At 49.4% G+C, this 23,536-nt stretch carries 23 protein-coding genes; 13 read left to right on the top strand and 10 right to left on the bottom strand.

Features of this window, described 5'->3' with window-relative positions; translation table 11 throughout:
* Nucleotides 1-3: 3 nt before the first annotated feature.
* Genes N7E73_RS17565 through N7E73_RS17555 form a run of 3 tightly spaced genes read left to right on the top strand, consistent with a single transcriptional unit; the run spans nt 4 to nt 3,671 of the window.
* Nucleotides 4-1,242 (top strand): aspartate kinase, encoded by a 1,239-nt coding sequence (locus N7E73_RS17565; protein ID WP_432736226.1) that lies wholly within the window; start codon nt 4-6, stop codon nt 1,240-1,242.
* A gap of 3 nt (nt 1,243-1,245) precedes the next feature.
* Nucleotides 1,246-2,847: a citramalate synthase gene (cimA, locus tag N7E73_RS17560; protein WP_432736225.1), complete on the top strand. Its 1,602-nt coding sequence runs from the start codon at nt 1,246-1,248 to the stop codon at nt 2,845-2,847.
* Nucleotides 2,832-3,671 carry an MBL fold metallo-hydrolase gene (locus tag N7E73_RS17555; RefSeq protein ID WP_432736224.1) on the top strand — a complete coding sequence of 280 codons (840 nt, stop codon included), beginning with the start codon at nt 2,832-2,834 and terminating at the stop codon, nt 3,669-3,671. The genes cimA and N7E73_RS17555 overlap by 16 nt, the downstream gene beginning before the upstream one ends.
* A gap of 93 nt (nt 3,672-3,764) precedes the next feature.
* Here N7E73_RS17555 and N7E73_RS17550 read toward each other — a convergent pair whose 3' ends face one another.
* The 3 genes from N7E73_RS17550 to N7E73_RS17540 all read right to left on the bottom strand — a co-directional run bounded on the left by N7E73_RS17550 (nt 3,765) and on the right by N7E73_RS17540 (nt 7,329).
* The gene (locus N7E73_RS17550; RefSeq protein ID WP_432736223.1) at nt 3,765-5,996 is read right to left on the bottom strand and encodes a DUF3536 domain-containing protein; all 2,232 of its coding nucleotides are present in this window, start codon (nt 5,994-5,996) and stop codon (nt 3,765-3,767) included.
* A 157-nt stretch (nt 5,997-6,153) separates the two neighbouring features.
* Nucleotides 6,154-6,678, bottom strand: coding sequence for a hypothetical protein (locus N7E73_RS17545; protein WP_432736222.1), 525 nt, complete (start codon nt 6,676-6,678; stop codon nt 6,154-6,156).
* Between the two features lie 231 nt (nt 6,679-6,909).
* Complete coding sequence (locus N7E73_RS17540; protein ID WP_432736221.1) at nt 6,910-7,329, bottom strand: hypothetical protein; 420 nt, start codon at nt 7,327-7,329, stop codon at nt 6,910-6,912.
* 230 nt (nt 7,330-7,559) lie between these two features.
* Between N7E73_RS17540 and N7E73_RS17535 the strand changes: the two genes are divergently transcribed.
* The 9 genes from N7E73_RS17535 to N7E73_RS17495 all read left to right on the top strand — a co-directional run bounded on the left by N7E73_RS17535 (nt 7,560) and on the right by N7E73_RS17495 (nt 15,502).
* Complete coding sequence (locus N7E73_RS17535) at nt 7,560-7,820, top strand: DUF493 family protein (RefSeq protein WP_432736220.1); 261 nt, start codon at nt 7,560-7,562, stop codon at nt 7,818-7,820.
* 261 nt (nt 7,821-8,081) lie between these two features.
* A complete protein-coding gene (gene ileS / locus N7E73_RS17530; RefSeq protein WP_432736219.1) occupies nt 8,082-10,898 on the top strand; it encodes an isoleucine--tRNA ligase in 2,817 nt (938 codons plus the stop codon).
* 473 nt (nt 10,899-11,371) lie between these two features.
* Complete coding sequence (lspA, locus tag N7E73_RS17525) at nt 11,372-11,860, top strand: signal peptidase II (RefSeq protein WP_432736218.1); 489 nt, start codon at nt 11,372-11,374, stop codon at nt 11,858-11,860.
* Nucleotides 11,841-12,596, top strand: a complete 756-nt coding sequence (gene lgt, locus N7E73_RS17520) for a prolipoprotein diacylglyceryl transferase (protein ID WP_432736217.1) — start codon at nt 11,841-11,843, stop codon at nt 12,594-12,596. Before lspA ends, lgt begins: the two co-directional genes overlap by 20 nt.
* Nucleotides 12,596-12,832, top strand: a complete 237-nt coding sequence (locus tag N7E73_RS17515) for a PLD nuclease N-terminal domain-containing protein (protein WP_432736216.1) — start codon at nt 12,596-12,598, stop codon at nt 12,830-12,832. Before lgt ends, N7E73_RS17515 begins: the two co-directional genes overlap by 1 nt.
* Nucleotides 12,822-13,745 (top strand): tol-pal system protein YbgF, encoded by a 924-nt coding sequence (gene ybgF, locus N7E73_RS17510; RefSeq protein WP_432736215.1) that lies wholly within the window; start codon nt 12,822-12,824, stop codon nt 13,743-13,745. Before N7E73_RS17515 ends, ybgF begins: the two co-directional genes overlap by 11 nt.
* 20 nt (nt 13,746-13,765) lie before the next feature.
* On the top strand, nt 13,766-14,194 hold the full coding sequence (locus tag N7E73_RS17505; RefSeq protein ID WP_432736214.1) for a 4Fe-4S binding protein: 429 nt from the start codon (nt 13,766-13,768) through the stop codon (nt 14,192-14,194).
* Between the two features lie 21 nt (nt 14,195-14,215).
* Nucleotides 14,216-14,728: a hypothetical protein gene (locus N7E73_RS17500; RefSeq protein ID WP_432736213.1), complete on the top strand. Its 513-nt coding sequence runs from the start codon at nt 14,216-14,218 to the stop codon at nt 14,726-14,728.
* A gap of 36 nt (nt 14,729-14,764) precedes the next feature.
* Complete coding sequence (locus N7E73_RS17495; RefSeq protein ID WP_432736212.1) at nt 14,765-15,502, top strand: protein phosphatase CheZ; 738 nt, start codon at nt 14,765-14,767, stop codon at nt 15,500-15,502.
* Between the two features lie 71 nt (nt 15,503-15,573).
* Here the strand turns inward: N7E73_RS17495 and N7E73_RS17490 are convergent, their stop codons facing one another.
* The gene (locus N7E73_RS17490; protein ID WP_432736211.1) at nt 15,574-16,680 is read right to left on the bottom strand and encodes a M20/M25/M40 family metallo-hydrolase; all 1,107 of its coding nucleotides are present in this window, start codon (nt 16,678-16,680) and stop codon (nt 15,574-15,576) included.
* A 254-nt stretch (nt 16,681-16,934) separates the two neighbouring features.
* Between N7E73_RS17490 and N7E73_RS17485 the strand changes: the two genes are divergently transcribed.
* Nucleotides 16,935-17,501: a lectin-like protein gene (locus N7E73_RS17485; protein WP_432736210.1), complete on the top strand. Its 567-nt coding sequence runs from the start codon at nt 16,935-16,937 to the stop codon at nt 17,499-17,501.
* Between the two features lie 83 nt (nt 17,502-17,584).
* On the opposite strand, the gene N7E73_RS17480 is transcribed toward N7E73_RS17485, so the two are convergent.
* From N7E73_RS17480 to N7E73_RS17455, 6 genes are all read right to left on the bottom strand, one after another.
* Nucleotides 17,585-17,842 (bottom strand): HypC/HybG/HupF family hydrogenase formation chaperone, encoded by a 258-nt coding sequence (locus N7E73_RS17480; RefSeq protein ID WP_432736209.1) that lies wholly within the window; start codon nt 17,840-17,842, stop codon nt 17,585-17,587.
* Between the two features lie 24 nt (nt 17,843-17,866).
* Nucleotides 17,867-18,352 carry a HyaD/HybD family hydrogenase maturation endopeptidase gene (locus N7E73_RS17475; RefSeq protein WP_432736208.1) on the bottom strand — a complete coding sequence of 162 codons (486 nt, stop codon included), beginning with the start codon at nt 18,350-18,352 and terminating at the stop codon, nt 17,867-17,869.
* Between the two features lie 293 nt (nt 18,353-18,645).
* Nucleotides 18,646-20,355 (bottom strand): nickel-dependent hydrogenase large subunit, encoded by a 1,710-nt coding sequence (locus tag N7E73_RS17470; protein ID WP_432736207.1) that lies wholly within the window; start codon nt 20,353-20,355, stop codon nt 18,646-18,648.
* 56 nt (nt 20,356-20,411) lie between these two features.
* Nucleotides 20,412-21,359: a hydrogenase small subunit gene (locus N7E73_RS17465; RefSeq protein ID WP_432736206.1), complete on the bottom strand. Its 948-nt coding sequence runs from the start codon at nt 21,357-21,359 to the stop codon at nt 20,412-20,414.
* A gap of 500 nt (nt 21,360-21,859) precedes the next feature.
* Nucleotides 21,860-22,501, bottom strand: a complete 642-nt coding sequence (gene tmk / locus N7E73_RS17460; protein WP_432736205.1) for a dTMP kinase — start codon at nt 22,499-22,501, stop codon at nt 21,860-21,862.
* Nucleotides 22,477-23,511 (bottom strand): 3'-5' exoribonuclease YhaM family protein, encoded by a 1,035-nt coding sequence (locus tag N7E73_RS17455; RefSeq protein ID WP_432736204.1) that lies wholly within the window; start codon nt 23,509-23,511, stop codon nt 22,477-22,479. The genes tmk and N7E73_RS17455 overlap by 25 nt, the downstream gene beginning before the upstream one ends.
* Nucleotides 23,512-23,536 lie beyond the last annotated feature (25 nt).

Below are 23,536 nucleotides of genomic sequence, written 5' to 3'. Positions count from 1 at the left end.
CAAATGAACATTGTAGTACAGAAATTCGGTGGAACCTCGGTCAGGAACCTCGAATGCATGAAGCAAGTACTGGAAAAAGTCCTGGTGCCTTACGAAAAAGGCAACAAAGTAATCGTAGTTCTCTCCGCAATGGCTGGTGAAACCAACCGCCTTATCGAGCTGGCCTGCGAATGGTCCGAAAAACCCGACCTCGCAGAAATGGACTCTCTGGTATCCACCGGTGAGCAGGTCTCCGTCGCCCTGTTTTCCATGCTTCTGAAGGATCGTGGAATCAAGGCCCGCTCCCTGCTCGGCTTCCAGATTCCCATCAAAACGAACTCTTCTTTTTCACGGGCCCGCATTCTGGACATCGACCGTGCGAACATTGAAAAGCTGCTTGAAGAAAACGACATCCTGGTAGTCGCAGGCTTTCAGGGCTGTGATGAAAACGGCCGAATTACCACCCTTGGCCGTGGCGGTTCCGACACTTCCGCCGTTGCCATGGCCGCAGCTATCAATGCAGATGTCTGTGAAATTTTCACCGATGTTCCGGGCGTTTTCACCACCGACCCAAACATCTGCACCATGGCCCGCAAACTGGACACCATCTCCTATGACGAGATGCTTGAAATGGCCAGCATGGGCGCAAAAGTACTACAGATCCGTTCAGTTGAATTTGCCAAGAAATACAATGTAAAAGTTCATGTCCGCTCCACTTTCAGCGATGAGATCGGAACATACGTCACCCAGGAGGATGAAAATATGGAATCAGTGCTTGTTTCCGGTATTGCATATGACAAAGACCAGGCCCGCGTAACCCTTGCAAAAGTCAAAGACGAGCCCGGCGTATCCGCAACCCTGTTCACTCCTCTTGCTGAAGCCGGTATTCTGGTCGACATGATCGTGCAGAACCCCAGCCGTGACGGACGCACCGACATGACCTTCACCATCCCCCGTGCCGACCTTAAGCTGACCCTTGAAATCATTGAAGCTATCAAGGATGAAATGGGCGCGCAGGAAGTTCTTTACGATCAGCACGTCTGCAAGGTTTCCGTCATCGGCGTCGGAATGCGCAACCACTCCGGAGTAGCTTCCCGCGCGTTTCAGGCCCTGCGCGACGAGAACATCAACATACTGATGATAAGTACATCCGAAATTAAGATTACCTGCCTTATTGAAGAAAAGTACACAGAACTGGCCATAAGAACGCTCCACAACACGTTCGGGCTCGATAAAAGCGGGTCCGATGAAAACATGCTCTAAACAATGACACAGATAAAAATATACGACACAACACTGCGCGACGGCACACAATCCGAAGAAATCAACCTCAGCGTACAAGACAAAGTACGCATCACCCGCAAGCTGGACGACCTCGGCGTACATTACGTCGAGGGCGGCTGGCCCGGATCCAACGCGACCGATAAAGAATTCTTCAAGGAAATCCAGAACTACGCTTTCAAGAGCTGTAAGATTTCCGCATTCGGTTCCACCCACATGAACAGGCTCACCCCGGAAAAGGACCCCAACCTTGCGGCCCTGATTGATTCAGGTGCAAAGGCCATGTCCATATTCGGGAAATCCTGGGACTTCCATGCCACGCATGCGCTGGGGGTTACCCTCGAGAGAAACATCGAACTCATCAGTAACAGTATCGGCTACCTGCGCCCGCATGTGGAAGAACTTTTCTTTGATGCCGAGCATTTCTTCGACGGATTCAAGGCCAACCCGGAATTCACGCTGAGCTGCCTCAGGGCAGCCTATGAAGCAGGCGCTGATGTACTCGTGCTCTGCGACACCAATGGCGGTTCAATGCCTGAGGAAGTCGCCGAGTCCTGCAGGGCCGTGCTGGAAAAGATACCCGGCTGCAAAATAGGCATCCATGCCCACAACGACTGTGATCTGGCCGTGGCCAACTCACTGACCGCAGTCAAAAACGGTGCTGTCCAGATTCAGGGAACGATGAACGGATACGGAGAGCGTTGCGGTAACGCAAACCTCTGCTCCATCATCCCCAACCTTGAACTGAAGCTGGGCTATGAGACCATCGGCAGAAAAAAACTGACCAAGCTGAAGGAAACCTCGACCTACGTGACGGAAATAGCCAACCTGCGGCCTTTCCTGCGCCAGCCCTTTGTGGGGCAGGCTGCCTTCGCCCACAAGGGCGGGGTTCATGTCAGTGCGGTACTCAAGGATTCCACCAGTTACGAACACATTGATCCCCTGCTGGTAGGCAATGACCGCCGTGTGCTTCTCTCCGACCTTTCCGGAAAGAGCAACGTGCTCTACAAGGCCAAGCAGTTCGGATACGATCTGGACAAAAACGATCCGGCTGTTCAGACCATTCTTGCCGACATCAAGGAACGCGAAACCATCGGTTTTGAATATTCAGCGGCGGAAGCGTCCTTTGAACTGCTCTTCTTTAAGGCCATGGGCTGGTCCAAGCGCTACTTTGAGTTCATCAACTTCTTTGTTGTGGACGCAAAACGCAAACATGATGACGAGCCTTTCTCGGAAGCAACAGTCATCGTCAAAGTCCACGGGCAGGAAAACCATACCGCAGCATCCGGCGAGGGTCCGGTTAACGCTCTCGACAAGGCTCTGCGCAAGGCTCTGGAACCCTTCTACCCCTCACTCAAGGAAGTACGACTGCAGGACTTCAAGGTTCGTGTGCTTTCCGGCGCGGTACGGCAGGCCTCTGGAACCAGTTCCAACGTACGTCTGCTTATTGAATCAACTGACGGGAAATCCCAGTGGACCACCATGGGTGTTAGCCACAACATTATCGAAGCCAGTTGGCAGGCCCTTGTGGACTCCATCAACTACAAACTCTTCAAGGATGATCCACAGAAATGGCCATCACTATAACCGGACAATATACCGAACCGGGCAGGATTTCAGTTCTCTGCGACAATGAGACACTGAATCCAGCCCTCGGCAAGGAATGGGGCTTCTCCATGGCCGTGGAACTGCCCGGAGATTCACTTTGGCTCTGGGACTGCGGTGCAACCCCTCTTTTCCTGAAAAACGCGGCAGAAATGAAGATTGAGCCTGCCAAGGCAAAAGGAATTGCACTAAGCCACGGACACTGGGACCATACCGGCGGCATGAACGCCCTTATGGATGCCGAATTCATGGGTCCTGTTTACGCACATCCCGATTTTGCAGCCAAAAGGTTCTCGGAAGAGGACGACGGTTCAGCCAAAGCGGCCGGCTTCCCGTGCGATTATCCCGGAACAATAATTGTCCGTGATCACGCTGAACTCGACGACGGCCTGTACATGATCACCTCAATTCCGCGGCGGGAAGGCTTTTTCGAAGCAACGTCAGGCCTTTTCACCGACCAGGAACTCAGCATAACCGACCACATACCGGATGATGCTTTCCTGCTGTTCATGAGCAGTTCAGGGCCGGTGGTAATCCTTGGCTGCTGTCACAGCGGACTAGGCAACTCCCTTTATCACCTGCGTGATATTACCGGGATTGAAAAAGTGCATGCCATCCTCGGAGGCCTTCACCTTTTCAAAGCTGATGAGGATGAGTTCGAGAACACAGCTAAAATTATCGAGGAATTCAATCCTGATATAGTTTCTCCGGGCCACTGCACCGGAAAAGCCGGATACGACTTCCTCAAACAACGCCTTTCCTGTCAGGTTCTGCCCATGGGATCAGGCGCTGTCTATGAATTCTGATCACAACTGATCACGCCAAATTAGTTAATTAAAAAGGTCCGTTGACAGCTACCACTGCCAACGGACCTTTCTCCTTATCACTCTATTGATCAACTAAAGATCAAAACCAAGCATACGGGCCAATTCCGGATCTCGCGCACCGCTCATTGCCTTATCCCAGTAGCAATTCTGAAGTTCCCAGAGATCGACCGGAATATCAATCAGTAAAGCACGTTCAAGAGAGTTCCTGATTCTGCTCCAGAGATTGGTGTCCTCATTCAGCATTAAGCAGAAACGCCTGGACAGCTGGTCCACAAGGTAATTCGCATCCGGATGAGTCCTTCCTGTGTCCCTAAGGAACTTCGTGAAATCATCACTTACCTCGTCATCCGAGAAGACATAATTCCAAACCAGCCCGACCCATAATTCCTTCCACTTTGGACCCCAAGTCTGCTCGGTCTGATAATCTTCAAACTTTCCAAACATTACAGGACCGCACCCGGTATCCCTTATTTTAGCCTTCCAGACATCTTTAGCATTCTTTTCGACCCAGGCAAGTGACAGGGACTGCCTTTTCTTCCACGAAATATCCGCAAAAGGAAATACTTCCGAGTCTGGGCCTGAACCAAAAATTTCAAGTGTTCCGGAAATGGCGCGCCCCTCTTTAGTCCACTTCCAATCGTAGGTACGGACCTCAGACTCAAGGTTCCACTGAATATCAGCTTCCCCGCGCACCAGAATCAGCGAGTTATCCTCTGTTCTTACAACAACGGATACACCGGGCCATTCTATTCTGCTCTCCTCACCTGCGAGGGGAAAGGCTTCTTCTACATAAAGCCTGACCAATGCCTGTGCAATAAGACTTCCCGGACTCTCGCTCTGGGTCTTTATCCTGTTATTCCAAAGGTCAAGTCCGGTTCCGTAACGAACTTCATTGGAACGGGCCTCGCCGATTACGGTAAGGAATTTTTCCTCCAAACCTATTAATCCGGTATCCTTGGCAATCTCCATTGCGCGCAAAGCAAAAGACATGTCATTAACCGGCTCCAGTCTGGCCAGATCATCAAAAAACCAGCCGCAACTGGCAAATGAGGACAGAGCCCATTTCTGCATGGACAACAGTTTCCAACCAAGATCGGCATTCTTTGATCCGGCTAAAACCTTAAAGTTATACTTGAAAAATTCTTCTTCAGAAACAAGCCCGCTCAACAAGGCCCCGTAATTGATCAAGGCTTTTTCTGGATCTTTAAAAACCTTTTCACCAAGATTGAAATAGTGGCTGTCCATAAGGGACTTGATTTCAATCAAGCCATCACGCAAAGGCTTGCGCCACATCTGGTTCCAACCGGGATGCCCTCCTGTGCAGCACCCGCAGTCGCTGCGCCAGCGCTCAACCCCGTGGTAGCAACTCCAAGAGGAATTCTCCCTAACTTTGACTTTCTGTTTCGGCGGATTCTCCGCCAGATACGCGCCGTAATTCAGGAGATTTATGCCGTCGCGCCCCTCAATTCCCTGGGCCAGCACATACGCAAGTGCCATTTCACCGAATTCAACATGATGACCGTAGGTCTCCCCGTCCGTCCCTATGGAAAGCAATCCCGGAGCCGATGCTCCAGCAAGCTTGTTCCAGTAATCTTCACCATTACGCAGCAAACCTTCAAAAGCCACAGCCTGCGAAAGTCCACCATCATAAAAAAAGACTGAAATACTGCGCCCGGATGGAAGTTCTACAAGATAAGGTTCCTTTATGTTCAGGGAATACTCATCTACCTCGCACCAATCATCAGACCCAAGATCGGCAATGGCCTCAGCCTGTCTGGGAGCAAGCAAAGTGAATGCAATCCCCTCTGCAGCCAGAGCTTCAAGAGAAGCTGTATCACAAGCTGTTTCAGACAACCACATACCTTCAGGACGCCGGTTGAATCTGGACTTAAAATCGGCAACGGCCCAGGAAACTTCGGCCTTTTTGTCGAGCTCCGAGGCAAGGGGCATAATGACGTGATGGTAAATCTGGGCGATAGCGTTGCCGTGCCCCCAGCGTTCGAGGCTTCTGGCATCAGCCTCAAGGAGCTTGCTATACAGAGCCGGCTCTGAACGCTCTATCCAGCGGAAAAGAGTAGGTCCGACATTGAAGCTCATCCACTCATAGCAGTTCAGGATGTCGAAAATGCCCTCACTGCCTGTCCGCCTCGCCCAGGCCAACGGTCCGTAACTTTCACGGCAGATACGCTCGTTCCAGTGCCGGAAAGGGGCGGCACTCCCTTCAGGAAATATCATGTCCAGCCACGGGTCCTCCCGGGGCGGCTGATAGAAATGACCATGTATACACAGAAATTTGCCGGGCATATAACATCCTCACTGTTGGAGTGTTTTCCAGCATATTATCCCGAAAGCAGCAGCAAATACAACCTAAAGAAATGATATGTTATTTATTATCGGCGCAGCCGGACATACGCAGATGAAAAGTACCGGAATAACAAATAAGTTCAGCATCCCAGTTCAGCTACTTTACGTATCCGGCCTGTTGGAGCATGCGTGAAGCTTTATCCGAAAGGACAAACCCGTTTTCATATTTTATGGTCGGCCCTTTCAATGAAATCTTGTAAATAAATCCGACATCGAGCAACACATTCAGAACGGTCTCCGCATAACCGGAAGCCAGCATACCCTTAGGAGCAAGACCTCCGAAAAACGAAACACGGGTCAGGTGATATATGTCGATGAGAGCTTTCACGTGTACCCTGTCGAGATACTGGTCTATCTCCATATCCACGCAGCAGATATTCTCCCAGTCACTGTCGTTGGCCCCGATCCCCTTCTTCTCGAACTCGCTTTCAGCTTTTTTGGAAAGCCTGTAACCAACTAAAGTGTTCCCGCAAGACGTGCAGACACTGCCCTTTTCTATCAGTCCTGCTGCAAGAAGTTCATCAAGCAGAAACTGGTCATAGAAAACAGCCTCACGGCCCGGCAGCATACCGTGATAGCGCTGGATTCTCGAGTAACTCTTAATATGTTTTAGAAGCTGCATGTGCCGCTCATTCAACACCACTTCAACACCCCCTTCGAACTTGTTATCGAACAGGACCTGCCGTACGTCAATAAAACATCTTTATCCACCACTTTACTGTTAATTTTTTTGAGTTTTCATGAAACCGGTTTTCTCATACACAGTAAATACGAAACGGGCCTGACCACACAACAGTGATCAAGCCCGTTTCTGCGATTAAGGACTGAAAAATGAAATAAAGTGTAGTACAGCTTAACTGTAGAGCCTCAAGAGGGGCTTGGTTTCTTTTTTGGGACGGCTCTTGTGTATGACATTTCCGGTCGGCATTTTTACGAACATATTCTGGCAGGAATAACACTCCCAGTGCTTTGAACGTTCCTGCAGTCTGATGAGTACTCCGTCACGATCATAACAGACCTGACAATAGGGACCGCTCTTCTCAGAGTCTTCGTCTATCCAGTATTTCTGCCCGTCGAATTCCATGCACTCCGCCAGATCAAGTATATCTGCAACCTCTTTAATCTGAGAACGAAGTTCCTTATTTTCGTTGTAGAGTTCAAGATAATCTTCCTGTATTATCTTCAACAGTTTTTCTGCCTCCTGACCGTTGTTATCACGAAACAGTTCAAGCACCTTTCTAAAATTTGCGGCGTGTAAGTTTCTTTTTTTCATTCTCAATGTCCTCTTTTACTATTGTACAATACAGCTGTCTAAACTGCATATCGGTCGGCACGGAGAATCCCTTTAGATATGTGGCGATATTTTTTCACACCATTGACAGACAGTTTATCAGTCATATATCAACTCAGCCTTTCATGCACATAGCAGGCTTTGAGTAAGATCGACCCAGCGATCAAAGACATTTTTTGATCAAATATTTATATAATATACCAGGAGGTTACATGCCACAGTCCCTTGAAAAATTCAAAACGGTCCTTGATGAGCATCACGAGTGGCCTTGCGCATATACATTCAAATTCATTGTTCCGGGAAAAGCCCTTGATGAGCTTAAATCTCTGCTGGATGGAATCCCACACACAGAAAAAGACTCCAAGACAGGCAAATATACCAGCGTGAGTGCCACCATTACAGCTGAATCCTCTGAAGAGGTCATTATCATCTACCAGAAAGCCGCAACAATCGAAGGGCTCATTTCTTTATAGATACAGACCGGAGCGGGTTGACTTCCATCAAGCCTTGTTTAAAGATAACGCCGCTCTTTTTTGAGCTTTTTCATATTTCCAGCTTACGCCAAACAGGTTGTTTAATTTTTCCACAGGATGCGGGACTTTGTTCCTTGTAAGGATAACAGGCTGTAATCATACCGTATGTTTTTAAACATCCGTATCCTGGCAGCTAGAGTTTCTTAAACAGCCATTAATTTAATATCGTACCAAAGAGAGTTCCGGAGGACTTTTCAAGCCATGAGTGATTACAAAAAGACTCTGTGTCTGCCCCAGACGAAATTTCCCATGAAGGCCAATCTCAAGCAGCGCGAGCCCGAGATGCTCAAGCACTGGGAGGAAATTTCCGTTTACGACAAGATGGTCGCAGCCAACGCGGATGCGGAAAAATACGTACTTCACGACGGCCCCCCGTATGCCAACGGCCATATCCACATGGGTACAGCCATGAACAAGGTCCTCAAGGACATCATTGTCAAATCCCGCAACCTGCAGGGCCAGAAGGCCGAATACGTTCCCGGCTGGGACTGCCACGGCCTGCCTATTGAGCATAAGGTTGAGCAGGAAATAAAGAAAAAGAAAAAAGAACTTCCCACGACCGTAATCCGCAAGCTCTGCCGCGAATACGCAGCCAAGTTTGTGGACATCCAGCGCAAGGAATTTAAACGCCTTGGGGTTCTCGGCAACTGGGAAGACCCTTACCTGACCATGAAACCGGAATACGAGGCTGCTACTGCTCGCGAACTGGGCCGTTTCATGGAAAAGGGTTCCGTTGTACGCGGCAAGAAGCCCATTCACTGGTGCTGTTCCTGCCGCACCGCCCTTGCTGAAGCGGAAGTTGAATATGAAGATCACACTTCTCCTTCCATCTACGTACGCTTTCCGCTGAATGACGAGAAAGTGCTCACAGCGCTGCCCGGCGATGTCGCTTCCAAGGTTGACCTGTCCCGCACCTATGTCTGCATCTGGACAACCACCCCTTGGACCATTCCCGACAACATGGCAGTGGCACTTCACCCTGAATTTGAATACGCCCTTGCCGAAGTTGGCGGCGATTTCTACATCCTCGCAGAAAGGCTTCTCCCTGTCTGTGCGGAAACCTTCGGCTGGGAAAAATACAACGTTCTTGCCAAAGTAGAAGGAGCAACACTCGAAGGTGCTGTTGCAAAACATCCTATCTACGATCGCGAATCTCCCATCGTACTTGCCGACTACGTTACTCTCGACAGCGGTACCGGCTGCGTTCACACTGCTCCCGGCCATGGTCGCGAAGACTTTGACACCGGCCTGCGTTACGGCCTTGAAGTCTACTCCCCCATGAACAACGATGGAGTGTTCCTGAAAGAAGTGGAATTCTTCGCCGGACTGAATGTTTTTGAAGCCAACCCCAAGGTCATCGAGAAACTTCAGGAGCTGGGCAACCTGCTTGCACAGGAAAAAATCTCCCACTCCTACCCGCACTGCTGGCGCTGCAAGCAGCCGGTCATTTTCCGTGCAACAACCCAATGGTTCATCTCCATGGAACAAAACGACCTGCGCAAGAAGTCCCTCAAAGCCATCCGTGACGATGTCGAGTGGATTCCCGCCTGGGGCGAAGACCGCATTTTCAAGATGATCGAGAATCGCCCTGACTGGTGTATCTCCCGTCAGCGCAACTGGGGTGTGCCCATCATAGCCCTGATCTGTCAGGATTGCGATGAAGTATACAACGAACCCGAATGGGTCTTTTCCGTTGTGGACGAATTTGAGAAGCACGAACACGGCTGCGACTACTGGTTCGAAAAATCCGTTGAGGAGCTCGCTCCCGCCGGCCTCAAATGCCCCAAATGCGGCGGCAACCACTGGGCCAAGGAGGATGACATCCTCGACGTTTGGTTCGACTCCGGAACCAGCTACGCCGCTGTAGTGGAAAAACGCCCGGAACATCGCTTCCCCGCCGACCTCTACCTCGAAGGTTCCGACCAGCACCGCGGCTGGTTCCACAGTTCACTGCTCGCCTCCGTAGGAACCCGCAACGTGCCCCCCTACAAGACCGTACTGACTCACGGTTACGTGGTGGACAAGGACGGTCGCAAGATGTCCAAGTCCATCGGCAACGTCATCGCTCCGCAGGAAATCATCGACCAGCATGGTGCTGAGATCCTGCGTATGTGGGTTTCCGCAGTTAACTATCAGGAAGATGTGCGTATCTCCAACGAGATCCTGAGCCGCATGGTGGATACCTACCGTCGTGTGCGCAACACCTGCCGCTACCTGCTCGGCAACCTCGACGGCTTCAATCCCGCAACTGACGCTGTTGCGGTCAACGAACTGCTGCCCATCGACCATTTCGCCCTTGATCTGGTTAAACGACAGCATGAAGCCATCCAGAAGGCATACACAAAATTTGAATTCCACAAGGTCTACCACACCCTGCACAACCTCTGCACCACAGAGCTCTCTGCTTTCTACCTTGATATAATCAAGGACAGACTCTACGTCTCCGGCGAAAAGAGCCTTGAACGCCGCTCTGCACAGACCGTGCTCTGGCAGACCATAATCATGCTGATGAAAGACATGGCCCCCATCCTTTCCTTCACCGCAGAAGAAGTTTACTCTTACCTGCCCGAAGAAATGAAAGGAGGAGCCGAAACTGTCTTCGCCATTCGTCCCCAGCTCATTGAGCCCGCCATCGACGATTCCGAGCGCAAAAGATGGGAACTGCTCATGGCAGTTCGTACCGAAGTGACCAAAGCCATTGAGCCTCTGCGTCGCGAAAAGGTAATCGGGCACTCCCTCGACACCAACATAACCCTCTTCGCCAATGACGATGTCGCCAGGGCGCTCGATGGCATCGAAAAGCGCGAATTCTTTATCGTCTCCGGCGTAGAAGTAAAACCGCTCTCCGAAGCACCAGCAGATGCGGTCAAGCCAGAGGAACTCGAAGGGCTGGCCATCAAAGTTGAAAAAGCTCAGGGAGAAAAATGCAGCCGTTGCTGGCGGTACGACACCCTCGGCACTAATGCGGATCATCCTGAACTCTGCCCGCGTTGCGCATCCGTTCTTGCTGCAGAATAAACCAAACGCGATCTGAATTGAAATTAAATGCCCCCGGCTTCTTAATGAATCCGGGGGCATATTTACAAGTGCGGCACTAAGTGCCACAGTAAGCCCAAGACTGTTTGAAGAAAGTCCGGACATTCGTGTCAGCGCCTCCGGCGTCTTTCGAGAGCCAACGAGAATACTTTTAATTTGCCATCTCCAAATGGGTCACCCTTAGGGGACGTTGCCTTCATGGAATGCACAAATCCGCCTTATTGCTGATTTGTGGCAAAAGGTATCTTTTTTGGAATCCCTCAAAACCTCTCAATAAGGCACGACAGTTTGTCCCTGAACAAACAATTAAAAATACCTGTGAGCTGCGTGAGTTGATTGAGTGACACCTTGCCTCACTTGTCATTTAATGCAACGTGCAGGTCAGTTCTTTTGGCCACCAGATACGAAAAATAGCGTCAAAAACGCAAAGCGCATCAAATTTAAAAAGGTTTTTAATGAATAAATACGCATTGGCAGGAATAATTTCTTCGCTTGTTCTTATTCTTGACCAGCTGACAAAAGTTGCGGTCCGCGAAAGCATGGTCCTGTGGACTTCCGATAATATAATTCCCGGATTTTTCAACCTTGTGCATGTTGTGAACAGGGGGGCAGCCTTCGGTTTTCTGAACAACGCGGACATAAGCTGGCAACGGAATTTTTTTATTGCTGTGACCTTTGCAGCCCTTGGCGCAATCGGCTTACTGCTCAAATCTGTAAATAACAGCGACACGCTCCAAATCGCAGGACTCGGCTGTATTCTCGGTGGGGCAGTAGGCAATCTGATTGACCGCATACTTTACCACGAAGTCACAGACTTTTTGGACTTCTACTACGGTTCATATCACTGGCCTGCATTCAATGTTGCGGACATAGCCATCTGCGTGGGTGCATTTGCCATGATAATTTCGCTTTACAGGAACAAAGATGAATCCGGTTCTGTTTAGCATAGGCCCGCTGGACATATACAGCTACAGCGTCTACCTGACAGCAGGCTGCCTGCTGGCCATTGGCTTGGCCATGCGTGAAGCCCGTTACCGTGAAATGGACTACCTCCTTGCACCTCAGGCAGGCATTATCGCCATCATCAGCGGTCTAATAGGCGCAAGGCTTCTGTATGCGGGTCTTTATCCGCAGGAATTTTCCGGAGACCTCCTGAATGTTTTTCGGATCTGGAACGGCGGGCTGGTCTTTTCCGGTGCGTTCATTTTCGGCTCCGTCGGAGGTGTGCTCTACCTTAAATCACGCCGCCAGAACATCCTGCCCTGGCTGGACTGTTTTGCTCCGGCAATAGCTCTCGGGCAATCTGTCGGCCGACTGGGGTGTTTCTTTGCAGGATGCTGCTACGGCAAGCCGACCGAACTTCCCTGGGGAGTAATCTTCAAGGATACGCAATCCCTTGCCCCACTCTTTCAGGCGTTGCATCCTACCCAGATTTATCACTCTCTGGCCGGATTGATGACTTTCATGATTCTGCTTGCCTCAAAGAAATTCTTCAAGTCCGAAGGCAGAATAACAGGACTGTTCCTGATATTGTTTTCTGTTTTCAGATTTATTATTGAATTCTTCAGGGCGGACTACCGGGGATCACTTGGACCGGTCAGCACCACCCAGATCATAACACTTGTATTTTTAAGCATTGGTATTTACCTATTTTTCATAAATAAAAAAAGGAGCTTATAATGTTCTTCGGAAATATCCCCCCCCTCCCCCTCGAAACATGGATCATCATCCTCGGCAGTGTCGGTGTATTTGCCGCGATGACCCTCTTCGCTATCTGGGATGCATTCAACAGGGAATTCCCTTCGAACATGGAAAAGGTCGGCTGGATTCAGCTGGCGATTTTTATTCCCTTTTTAGGCTGTCTGGCTTACTTTATCCTCGGAAGAAAAAGGGGGAAAAAGTACAATGCAGAGTAAGCTTACCAAAACAGTAGTTGCCGCACTTATCGCCTTTCCCTTGGCAACAGGTCTGGGCGGTTGTGTGACAACTTCAGACATGGACAGCCTCCGTCTGGAAGTCCGCCAGACAAGGGCCCAGCTCAACAGTAAAATTGAAACCCTTGATCGGCAGCTCCGTGAATCTGACGAACTGCTGAAAAGTGAAATAAAAAGTTCCAGCTCACCTATGCAGGCCAGACAGGCCGACATGTATGCGGAAGTTAATGCCCTCAAAATGCAGGTGGCCAAACTTCAGGGCACAGTAAATACCATGTCGGAAATTGTGGACCGCATGGAGGCTGGCGACAGCAACAGCACGGTTTCACTGAGCGAACTTTCAAATAAGGTTGAAAACATGCGCCTGGCGCTGGAAAGCCAGCTTGCTATTGACCTTGGTCTGATAAAGGCAACCGCGCCCAAGAATGAAGCAACACAGTTGGCCATTGCAAATGCAACTGAAGCAGTAGGCGGAATAGCTGCTGTTGTCGCTTCCGAAGCAGCACAACCGGCACCTGCCGATCCTGCACAGGCTCTGTACGACAAGGGACTGGCACTCTTCAAGGAACGTAAGTATAAGGAAGCAATTCGCGACTGGGCTGAATTCACCAAAACCTTTGCCAAGCACGACCTTGTCCCCAACGCCGTTTTCTGGGAAGGTGAATGTTACTACCAGCTCGGAGACTACGCCAACGCAGCCCTCAAATATCAGGTCGTAATCGCCAAGCACCCCGACAGCAACAAGTACAGATCCTCACTGCTCAAGCAGGGATTATGTCTCATTAAACTGGGCAAGACTAAATCAGGCCGCTTCATTCTTGAAGACCTGATCAAAAAAGCTCCGGACTCTGCAGAGGCAAACAGGGCCAAATCAATACTTAAGAACCTAAAATAACAATATAAACGGATAGACCAATGGCAGAAAAAAAGACATTTAACAAGATCATCCATCTTTCATTCCCTTCCACTGTTTCCGGCCGCCCGGTTATCTGTAATCTGGGAAAAATCTACAATCTGAGCTTCAACATTCTCAAGGCAGACATCAACCCCCGCCTTGAAGGAAGCATGACCCTCGAAATAATCGGCTTGGAAGAAGACTACCACAAGGGAATCAATTACCTGAAAGAAAACGGAATCAAACTGATTCCTGTTGCCCAGAAGATTTCCCGCGACGAGGAGTCCTGCATGCACTGCGGCATGTGTCTCGCCATGTGCCCGACCGGAGCTCTCTCACTTGCCCCGGATACAAGGCTTGTTGTTTTCGATATGGATAAATGCACCGCCTGCGGACTTTGCACCAAAATCTGTCCTGTTCGGGCCATGGAAATTGATCCGCAAGATTAATGGGCCTTCAGGAGCAGATAAATGGACCGCACTGAACATTACGCAAGTGTAAAAACACGGATCAAAGGACACAGCCGAATATGCAGATCGGCCGGAGAAGAGCCTATGTTCCGAGGATTCAGCGGTCTTAAAAAACATCCGTCTGAGGATCTTGACGATTCAAAGGTCCCGGAATGGTTAAAAGTCTATGTAATTGAAATCGACCGTAAGCTGGATCAGCTGCTCGGAATGCAGAGCAAGAAAGACTTGACCGCAGATTTTCCGGTACAGCTTGAAATTGTGGAGATTTCCGGAAACGGGATGCTTTTCAAAACGGACACGGAAATACAGCTTCCATGCTGCATGGAAGCTGTTATCGAAATCGAACAGATTCCATTACGACTGGCCGGTGCTCTCGGCCCGATTCAGCCGGGTTCCCCAAGCAACACTTGGACAATGAAATTCGAAACAATCAGAGAACATGATCTCGAATCCATCATCCAGTTTGTATTCAGTGAACAACGCGGACAGATCAGGGCAGTCAAGCTTGGCTAGCCTTGTACTTGTATATAAAAAGTGAAGGAGTAGGCTGTGATTCATGATGATCAGATTGTGCGGGAAATGATGGAAAAGGTCTCGGACGACCTTGCAAAAAGCCTCAGGGAAAGCATTGCTCAGGCAGTGCAGAGGGAAATCTCCAAAAGCATGTCCCAGACTCTCCTTGAGGGTGAATTCTACCGCCGAATCAACATCGATCTGCAGAACGGCCTTCGCGACATATATCAGGAAGTGGCAAAGGCCAAGAAGGGGCCTGCTGGAAGCACAATGCAGGTATCCGTTGATGCAAATCCGGATGAACTTTTCAACGAAGCGTCTGACCAGCTTGATGCAATCATGCGCACTACCGAAAAAGCAACACAGGACATCATGGATATTCTGGAAAAAACCCAGGAAACCCAGGCCGCTCTTGCTGCTATCATCAAGGCTTTTGAATCCGGCGGGGTAAAGAAAGAACAGCGTGAAAAACTGTCCGAAATCAATGATACCTTGGGGCAGGACATCATGACCATAATGACCACCCTGTCCTTTCAGGACCTCACCGGTCAGCGCATCAAGATCATTATCGAAACCATCAAGAGCGTTGAAAAGATAGTTCTGGATCTTTACATGTCCACAGGGCTCAAGATCAAAGCCCGCGAAAAGGCACCTGAAAAATCGCTTGAGCAGCTCGACAATGAAACTAAAAACCAGATGAGCGAACTTAAAGGCCCCACCGAAGCAGCTGATCAGGGCGACGTTGACGACCTGCTTGCCTCACTAGGCCTATAGAAATTCACTAAATGAAAAAAGGGAGACCGACATCGTGACGGTCTCCCTTTTTTATGAGTATTACACAGCTCCTAGCCTTTCATAATCTCTGCGACCAGCTCTGCACATCCGGTAAGGGACTTGATCTCAATATACTCATCTGTGGTATGCACCTTGCTCATACCGATACCCATGGTAATGGCATTGTAACCTTTACCATAAAGGATATTGGCGTCGCTACCACCACCGGTGGAAATCCTTCTGGGGTCGAGTCCAAGACTCCTGCAACAATCCTCAACCCTGAGCAGCAGCGCTGAATCATCCGCAACATGCAATGCAGGATATGAGATTTCATAATCAAAAATATACTCTCCGCCGATCTTCGCAACTGCGTCCTTGCAACATTTTTCCATATGTTCAAGCTGGGCAGTCAGCGATTCATCAAGGGATGAACGTGCTTCCGCTGTAAGGGAGACCGAATTGGTCACGATGTTGGTGGCAGCTCCACCCTCAATGCGGCCAAGGTTGGCGGTAGTCCGCTTGTCAATGCGCAGAAGATTCATATGCGCAACCGCCTCAGCAGCAATCTGGATGGCGCTGATTCCATCTTCGGGGGCGATGCCGGCATGAGCTGAACGACCGGTAAATGTCATCTTGATACCGGCCTTTGCGGGGGCTTCAACCACAATTGTTCCGGGTGCCCCGCTTGAATCAAGGATCACTACATCCTCAATCGGCAACAGCGAGGTATCGAAATTTTTGGCTCCATGCATCCCCGATTCCTCACAGATGGAGAATACAAAATAGATATCCGGATGAGCAATACCCTCGTCTTCAAGATGGCAAATGGCTTCGATGATCATTGCTATCCCGGCCTTATCGTCACTGCCAAGCACAGTGCTGCCTGCACTTCGCACAACACCGTTTTCAACAACCGGCTCAACCCCGATGCAGGGTTGCACGCAATCCATATGAGCTGAAAATGCAACCGGCCTGCCACCACCTGTTCCGGGAACCCGGACAACAAGGTTACCGGAATTCCCGCCACACGCTTCTCCTGCCTTATCTTCCTTAACCTCGTAACCTCTGGCCTCCATCATCCTGCGCAAAAAGACAGCCACTTCCTTTTCGCCAAGGGAAGGACTGTCGATTTTAACTAATTCCAAAAACAAATTCAAAATACGACTTTCATTTATCATAATGTCTCCAATGCGACTGAATATTTCGTTTTAGACAAATATCACGTTACCTTATCATTGAACAGGAAAAACTCCCCCAGCTAAAGAAACACCGAAACAATCCGATAAAGAGTAATAGACTTAGTCAATTCCGGCTTATGAAAATATAAAGGCTGAGAGCGTTTCATTACATATATTTATACTTGATTAGCTACATGGCTTAGGCTATCTATAAAGGACTAAAACTAGGTCAACTTTTCCTTGGGGAGGAAAATATGAAAAGATGTTCGATCATTAGCTTAACATTGCTGTTATTGACCCTGCTGGCTGCTCCAGCGGCGGCCTCTACTTTCTCTTTCGGGAATTCTCAATATACACTTGTACAGAGCAGCGGAATTTCCTGGACTGATGCAAAACTTGCTGCTGAAGCGGCAGGTGGTCATCTAGCAACAATCACTTCTGCTGAAGAGAATAATTTCTTCAAAACCACTATCTTCAATAATCAGCAAAATGCATACTGGTTAGGCGCTTATCAGACAGGTGATAATAACAGAAAGACCCCGACCGACAACTGGAACTGGGTTACCGGCGAGGAATGGAGCTACACAGACTGGTCTCCCGTAGAACCGAACAACGCCGGAAACATCAACGAAGTGTACCTCAGTGCTGACTCCAGATACGGTTTCAAGTGGAACGACGAAGGAGCTGACGTTCCGGGTCAGATCAGAGGCTACGTTGTAGAAACCACAAATGTAGCCCCCACTCCCATCCCAGGCGCAATCTGGATTCTCGGAGCTTCCCTTGCAGCTCTTTTGGGCTTCAAGCGCAAGTTCAAAAAGTAATTCAAGAAGAATATCAGCAATAAAAAATCCCGACAGCCTTTGAGACTGCCGGGATTTTTTATTTACCACGATTTAATTAAAATCTAGAAGGAACAGGCCTCAGACCCGGCTCCTTCAGTAAGTTTGACCATATCACGCAAAATTTTAAGGGTTTCTTCCGCTTCTTTGGGATCGAGCTTACGCAGAGCAAATCCGGCATGAACTATAAGGTAATCACCGACCTCAACTTCTTCACCCATAAGCATAAGAGAAGCGTCAAGGTAGGTTTCACCCTCACCTACTCGGCAACGGGCAACCTGATTCTCAATGGACTGGATTTCTACAGGAATAGCTAAACACATGAAAAACACCCCTTTATCTGAAATTTATGCCTGCTTTTCAAAACTTCCGCCTGCTGCGGCAACTTCTTCAAGTACCTTCTCCATCATAAACGGAAGACGGGCAAGAGTAACATCAGAAACTTCGTCGTGCATTGTCTGGTAATCCTTAGGTTCTACACCGATAACCACACATTCCGGACGCCGATCACAAAGTTCACACAGAACCATAGTATCAAGCAGGTCGGTCTGATGCATTGAATCCTTAAAAGCCAGACTCCTACGCAAATCATCTCCTGTCAAGCGATAAACAGAACCGGGTTCATCATCGCCAAGCACTGCATCCACCACAATCAGAAAATCGCATTCCATCATGGGGCCCATCAATTTGGTACCCAGTGTACCGCCATCCATCAGCTCAACATTAGGCGAAAACGAATACTGTTTCTGCAGTTCAGTTACAACCTTTACTCCAATACCCTCATCAGTAAACAGGATGTTTCCAACACCCAGCACCAAAATCTTCTTATCCATACGAATGCCTCCGGCGGTCAGGCAAAAATTACTTTACAGATGCAATCAGCCCGAACTCCCCTTTTTCAAAACCCTTTTGTGGACTTCACCCAAAAATTCCCACTACAAAACAGATAGCTCATTGCGTTTCCTTAAAGAACTCCATAGCGCACTTCCAATCCACAATTCAATAAAAATATCAGATAATTAATGAGGAAAACCCTACTTATACCGAGAAAACATAAACGGCTAACAGAAAAATAAAAAGGAACCCGGGCAAGCCGGGTTCCTTTTTAATATTTGACTCTATACTGCTAGAGAACCTTGAACTTGTGAACTTCGTTGGTTCTTGCATCAATGACGTGGACACCACAGGCGATACAGGGGTCATAGGAATGAACAGTACGCAGGATTTCAACCGGACGCTTGGGATCTGCGATGGGTGTTCCCATGAGGGCTTCTTCAACCGCAGACATCTTGTTCTGGTTACAGCGAGGACCGAGGTTCCAGGTTGAAGGAACAACGAGCTGGAAGTTTTCGATCTTGCCGCCCTTGATCTTGATCCAGTGAGACAGAGCACCACGGGGAGCGCCGACAAATCCGACACCTTCAGCCTCATCAGGCATTTCCCAGTCAACCGCGAGGTCGGTATTGCCGGAAGCAACATTGTCCTCAAGGTTGTTAACCCAATCAACCATCTTGGTACCGACAACAACGGTTTCAATACCGCGAGCAGCGGTTCTTCCGAGGGTGGAGAACAGTGCTTCGGGTCCGACACCGAGAGTGCCCAGAACGTGATTGACAACAGGCACAACATCCTTATTTCCACGTGCGTAGGAAATAAGGGTCTGAGCCAGCGGACCTACTTCCATGGACTCGCCTTTATATCTGGGAGCCTTCATCCAGGAGTAACGGTCACGGTCTTCGTAAGTGGTGTACTTGGGTTCTGTCACGCCGTCATACGGGTGCAGAGAAGATTTGCCGTTGTACCAGCTGTGGCTGATATCTTCCTTAATCGAATCGGGGTTAAAATCGCCAACGTTGGACAGGTCGCGGTTCATGATTACGCCCTGCTCAAGGAAGCGGCTGTTGATGTCTGCTTCCACGCCGGGGAATTCACCGAAACTCAGGAAGTTGTGGGTACCACCGATGCCGGCCCAGTCCTTATAGTAGGAAGCAACCATCAGCAGGTCAGGAATGTAGCACTCGTTAACGAATGCCATGGTTTCATTGTAAAGATCCTTGAACTGCTTGATGCGTTCCTTGGAAAGGGAATCGTAACAGGTTACGCCGCCCACGATGGTGAATTGGGTGTGCGGATTCTTTGCGCCGAAAACAGCCATTGCACGGGCTGCTTTTACCTGCAGGTGCAGACCTTCAAGGTAGTGAGCAGTGGCAATAAGGTTTTCTTCGGGTTTCAGATAATATGCATCGTGTCCGCCGAGGAAGTAGGCATTGGTAAAGATACCGAGCTGACCGGTATTGACGAAAGCTTTCAGTTTGTCCTGAACTGCCTTGAGGTCTTCAGCCTTGGTCACGCGGGAGGACTGGCTGTTGGCGATAGCTGCTGCCTTTACGGGATCGGCCTGCAGTGCGCTTACAACATCAACCCAGTCAAGAGCGTGCAGATGATAGAAATGCACGATGTGGTCATGAAGATACTGAGCACCGAGAACCAGGTTACGGATGAGACGTGCGTTTTCGGGCAGTTTCTTATCCACGCCTACAGCGTTGTCCACACAACGGGTGGAAGCCAGTGCGTGGGTATAGGTACATACACCGCAGGAACGCTGGGTAAAGTGCTGGGCATCCCTGGGGTCACGACCTTTGAGGATGATTTCCAGACCACGGAAGAGCTGAGAGGAGCTCCATACATTGCTTACCTTACCGTTTTCGACCTCGACTTCAATCTTGAGGTGTCCCTCAATTCGGGTAAGCGGGTCAACGATTACCGGACCGGTATATTTCTTATCGAACGGGGTCGCCATTACAGCAGGACCCGATTTAGCCTTGCAACCAGACATATGTAATCCTCCAAATAGAGTAGAGAGTTAGTTCAAATAACAGTGCAGGAACCTTTCTAGCTCTGCTCGTAGAACGGGCTCATTTCATCCCAGAAGTCGGGCTCACTGCAACCGATGCAGGGGTGGCCGGCTTCAACAGGCCAGTTGGTCTGGTTGAACTTGACTTTCGGACAGTTGTTGTAGGTGTTAGGACCTTTGCAGCCCAGTTCGTACAGGCAGTAGCCCTTCTTGGCTTCTTCGGAAGCAAAGGAAGGAGCGAACAGATCCTGGTCGAAGTATTTGAGTCTGGGGCAGTTGTCATGCACGGACTCGCCGTAGAAGATTTTCGGACGACCGTCGCTGTCGAGTTCAGGAACACCTTTGGTGAGGTAGTGAACTACAGTTCCTACAAAGTTGAAGGGGTTGGTCGGACAACCGGGCAGGTTGACGGTAGTCACGCCGCCAAGAGCAGCGGACACGCCTTTTGCCTGTGACGGGTTGGGAGCAGCAGCCTGAACACCGCCGTAGCAGGCACAGGTGCCGATACAGATGGTAGCTTTAGCTTTAGGAACGATTTCCTGCACGATTTCAAGCATGCTTTTACCGCCCACTTTACCCCAGGCGCCATTTTCGATGGTGGGGATTCCGCCCTCAACAACACAGATGAAACCTTCAGGTGAGTGAACGGCCTCATGCAATGCTTCTTCTGCAGCATGTCCTGCGGCGGCCATGATAGTTTCATGGTAGTCGAGGGAAATGGTGTCGAGAATAAGGGCATCAATGTACGGAGATACAGTGCGAAGAACAGCTTCTGAACAGCCGGTACATTCAGCGGCGTGCAGATAGACAACCGAAGGACGCTTCTTCTGAGTCAGAGCTTCAGCTACAGTTGGCGCAAACGCGGGTCCCATTCCCATAACCGCGGCAGTTGTAGCGCAGAACTTCATGAAGTCGCGGCGGGATACGCCATTCTGCTCAAGGCGTTTTTCCGCTCCATCCTTTCCGAGTCCCACAGAGAATTTCATAAAAACCTCCATCCTCTAATTAAAGATCAGTGGGTATCACCCTCTGGCACTCCGATTTTCGATCCGGGCAGGAAAACATTTCCAACCCAAAACCGAAGCGCATACTAATTTATCAGCATAGGCTCCCATGCAGACAACTAAACCAGCACAATTATAGCAATTGTCACACAGTTACCAACGCATTGAAAATTCTAATTACTCTTAAACCACTTTACTATGACAGCGTCAACCCAAAATGCAAAATTATTGATTTGGATGACTTTTTTATCAAATTATAGAAAAAAACATCACCAAATAACACAAAATAATAATTCTTATATCACTGCGCAAACAAATTATACACTGATTCACACTTAAGGAAAATCACTTTAACAATATGTCGCAAACAACCATTTCGCACTAATCACCAATTCATAGCACTATAAGCACAAAAAAACGCGACCCAAATATGGGCCGCGTCTGAGAACTAACAGTACAACAACAGTGTCTAAAAAGGAAATCTATCCTCTATCCAGCATAAATTCCTCAATTTTTGCTTTAATTTCTACAAAGATTGCATCCGGCGTCTTGGTGGCATCAACAACAACAATACGCTCATTATTGAGCGCAGCCCATGTGAGATACCCTTCCCTGACTCTGCCATGGAAATCCAGAGACTCAGCCTCAAAACGGCCCTCCTCCTGCATCTTGTTTTCGTGCAGGTTGCGGGTCATAGCCCTTTTTAGTCCCATTTCGGGCTCTATATCCAGAAGTATAGTCAAATCAGGCCAGTGTCCGCAGACAGCTACGTCATTAAGTTCCCGCAGCAGCTTAGGGTCCAGTCCCCTGCCGTAGCCCTGATATACGATGGTAGAATCAGCAAATCTGTCTGAAATGACAACCTTGCCCGCTTCAAGCGCGGGACGCACCACCTGACTGACGTGCTGGGCACGGTCAGCGAGATAAAGGAACAGCTCACATTCTCCGGTAATATCGGTGCTGTCCATATTGAGAAGGATCTTACGCAATTCTTTGCCGATGCGACTGCCTCCCGGCTCGAGAGTAATAATCACGTCCCGGCCGGATTCCTCCAGCCAGTCCTTCAGCAGTTTGATCTGTGTGGTTTTGCCGGTCCCTTCTATCCCTTCAAAGGTAATGAACATTGAGCCTCCGATTTTTTCAGTTCACATTTGCTGCCAGGATCGTCCGGTGATTTTTCAGGCCTGTACAGATACCGGTCCAGAAACCTCTGGTAAGGAGTCCAGTTGGAGCTGCCGCCCTCAAGCTTATCAAGTTCGGCAAAAATTGTATTCATCTTTGCATCAATGTTGTCCGCAAAATGCAGGATGAATGCTTCAGGGGTCTTCGGACGTTTGGGCGCACCAAATTCATACTCGCCATGATGTGACAGGATCAAGTGTTTCAGATGGAGCTTAAGGCTGTCATCAAGATCCCGTGATTTTCGCAGGAAAGGATCAAGAACCTCCACGCCGATGTGGATATGACCGAGCAATCGACCTTCGTCGGTATAATCGTTGGTCAACCCGCCTGAAAGCTCCCAGGCCTTGCCCAGATCATGAAAAATCGCCGCAGCAAGCAGCACCTGCCGGTCGACCTGCGGATAATTGTCACAGATGGACATGCACAGACGGGCAACAGCCAGAGTATGTTCAAGGAGTCCACCTACATATGCGTGGTGCACAGCCTTGGCTCCGGTCGCCGTAAGCAATCGGGAATAAATCTCTTCATCCTTGAGCACCCTGCGGCAGAACTTCTTCCACGGGACATGAATCATGTGCTCGGCGATCAGAAAATCCAGTTCCTGCATCATGTCTTCCGGCTTCTCCTTGCTGGAAGGCAGAAACGCGGTTATGTCAAGACGACATCTGTCAGGGTCAAGAATTTCCATAACCTCTACGGTTAACTGCGGCTTATCCCTGTATGCCCCGACAAGTCCGCCCGCAACAACAAACATACCCGGCTCAAGAGTTGGGAAAGACTGGCTGAGAGGGCTCCAGACCTTCGCCTCGACCGCCCCGGAATTATCCTGAAGACGCAGGTTCCAGAACGGTCCGTTCCTTGATTCACGCAGTTGGGCCTCGCCCACGAGGAAAAGATCTCTCACCCTTTCCCCGCTTATAAAATCTTTAATATATGTAGTTTTTTGCGACACTTCTTGCTATTCCTGAATTGCTTTG

The sequence above is a fragment of the Maridesulfovibrio sp. FT414 genome (assembly GCF_050916235.1).
Taxonomy (GTDB): domain Bacteria; phylum Desulfobacterota; class Desulfovibrionia; order Desulfovibrionales; family Desulfovibrionaceae; genus Maridesulfovibrio.
Note: the sequence above shows the minus strand (reverse complement) of the source record. Positions and strands in the feature narration are given on the sequence as shown.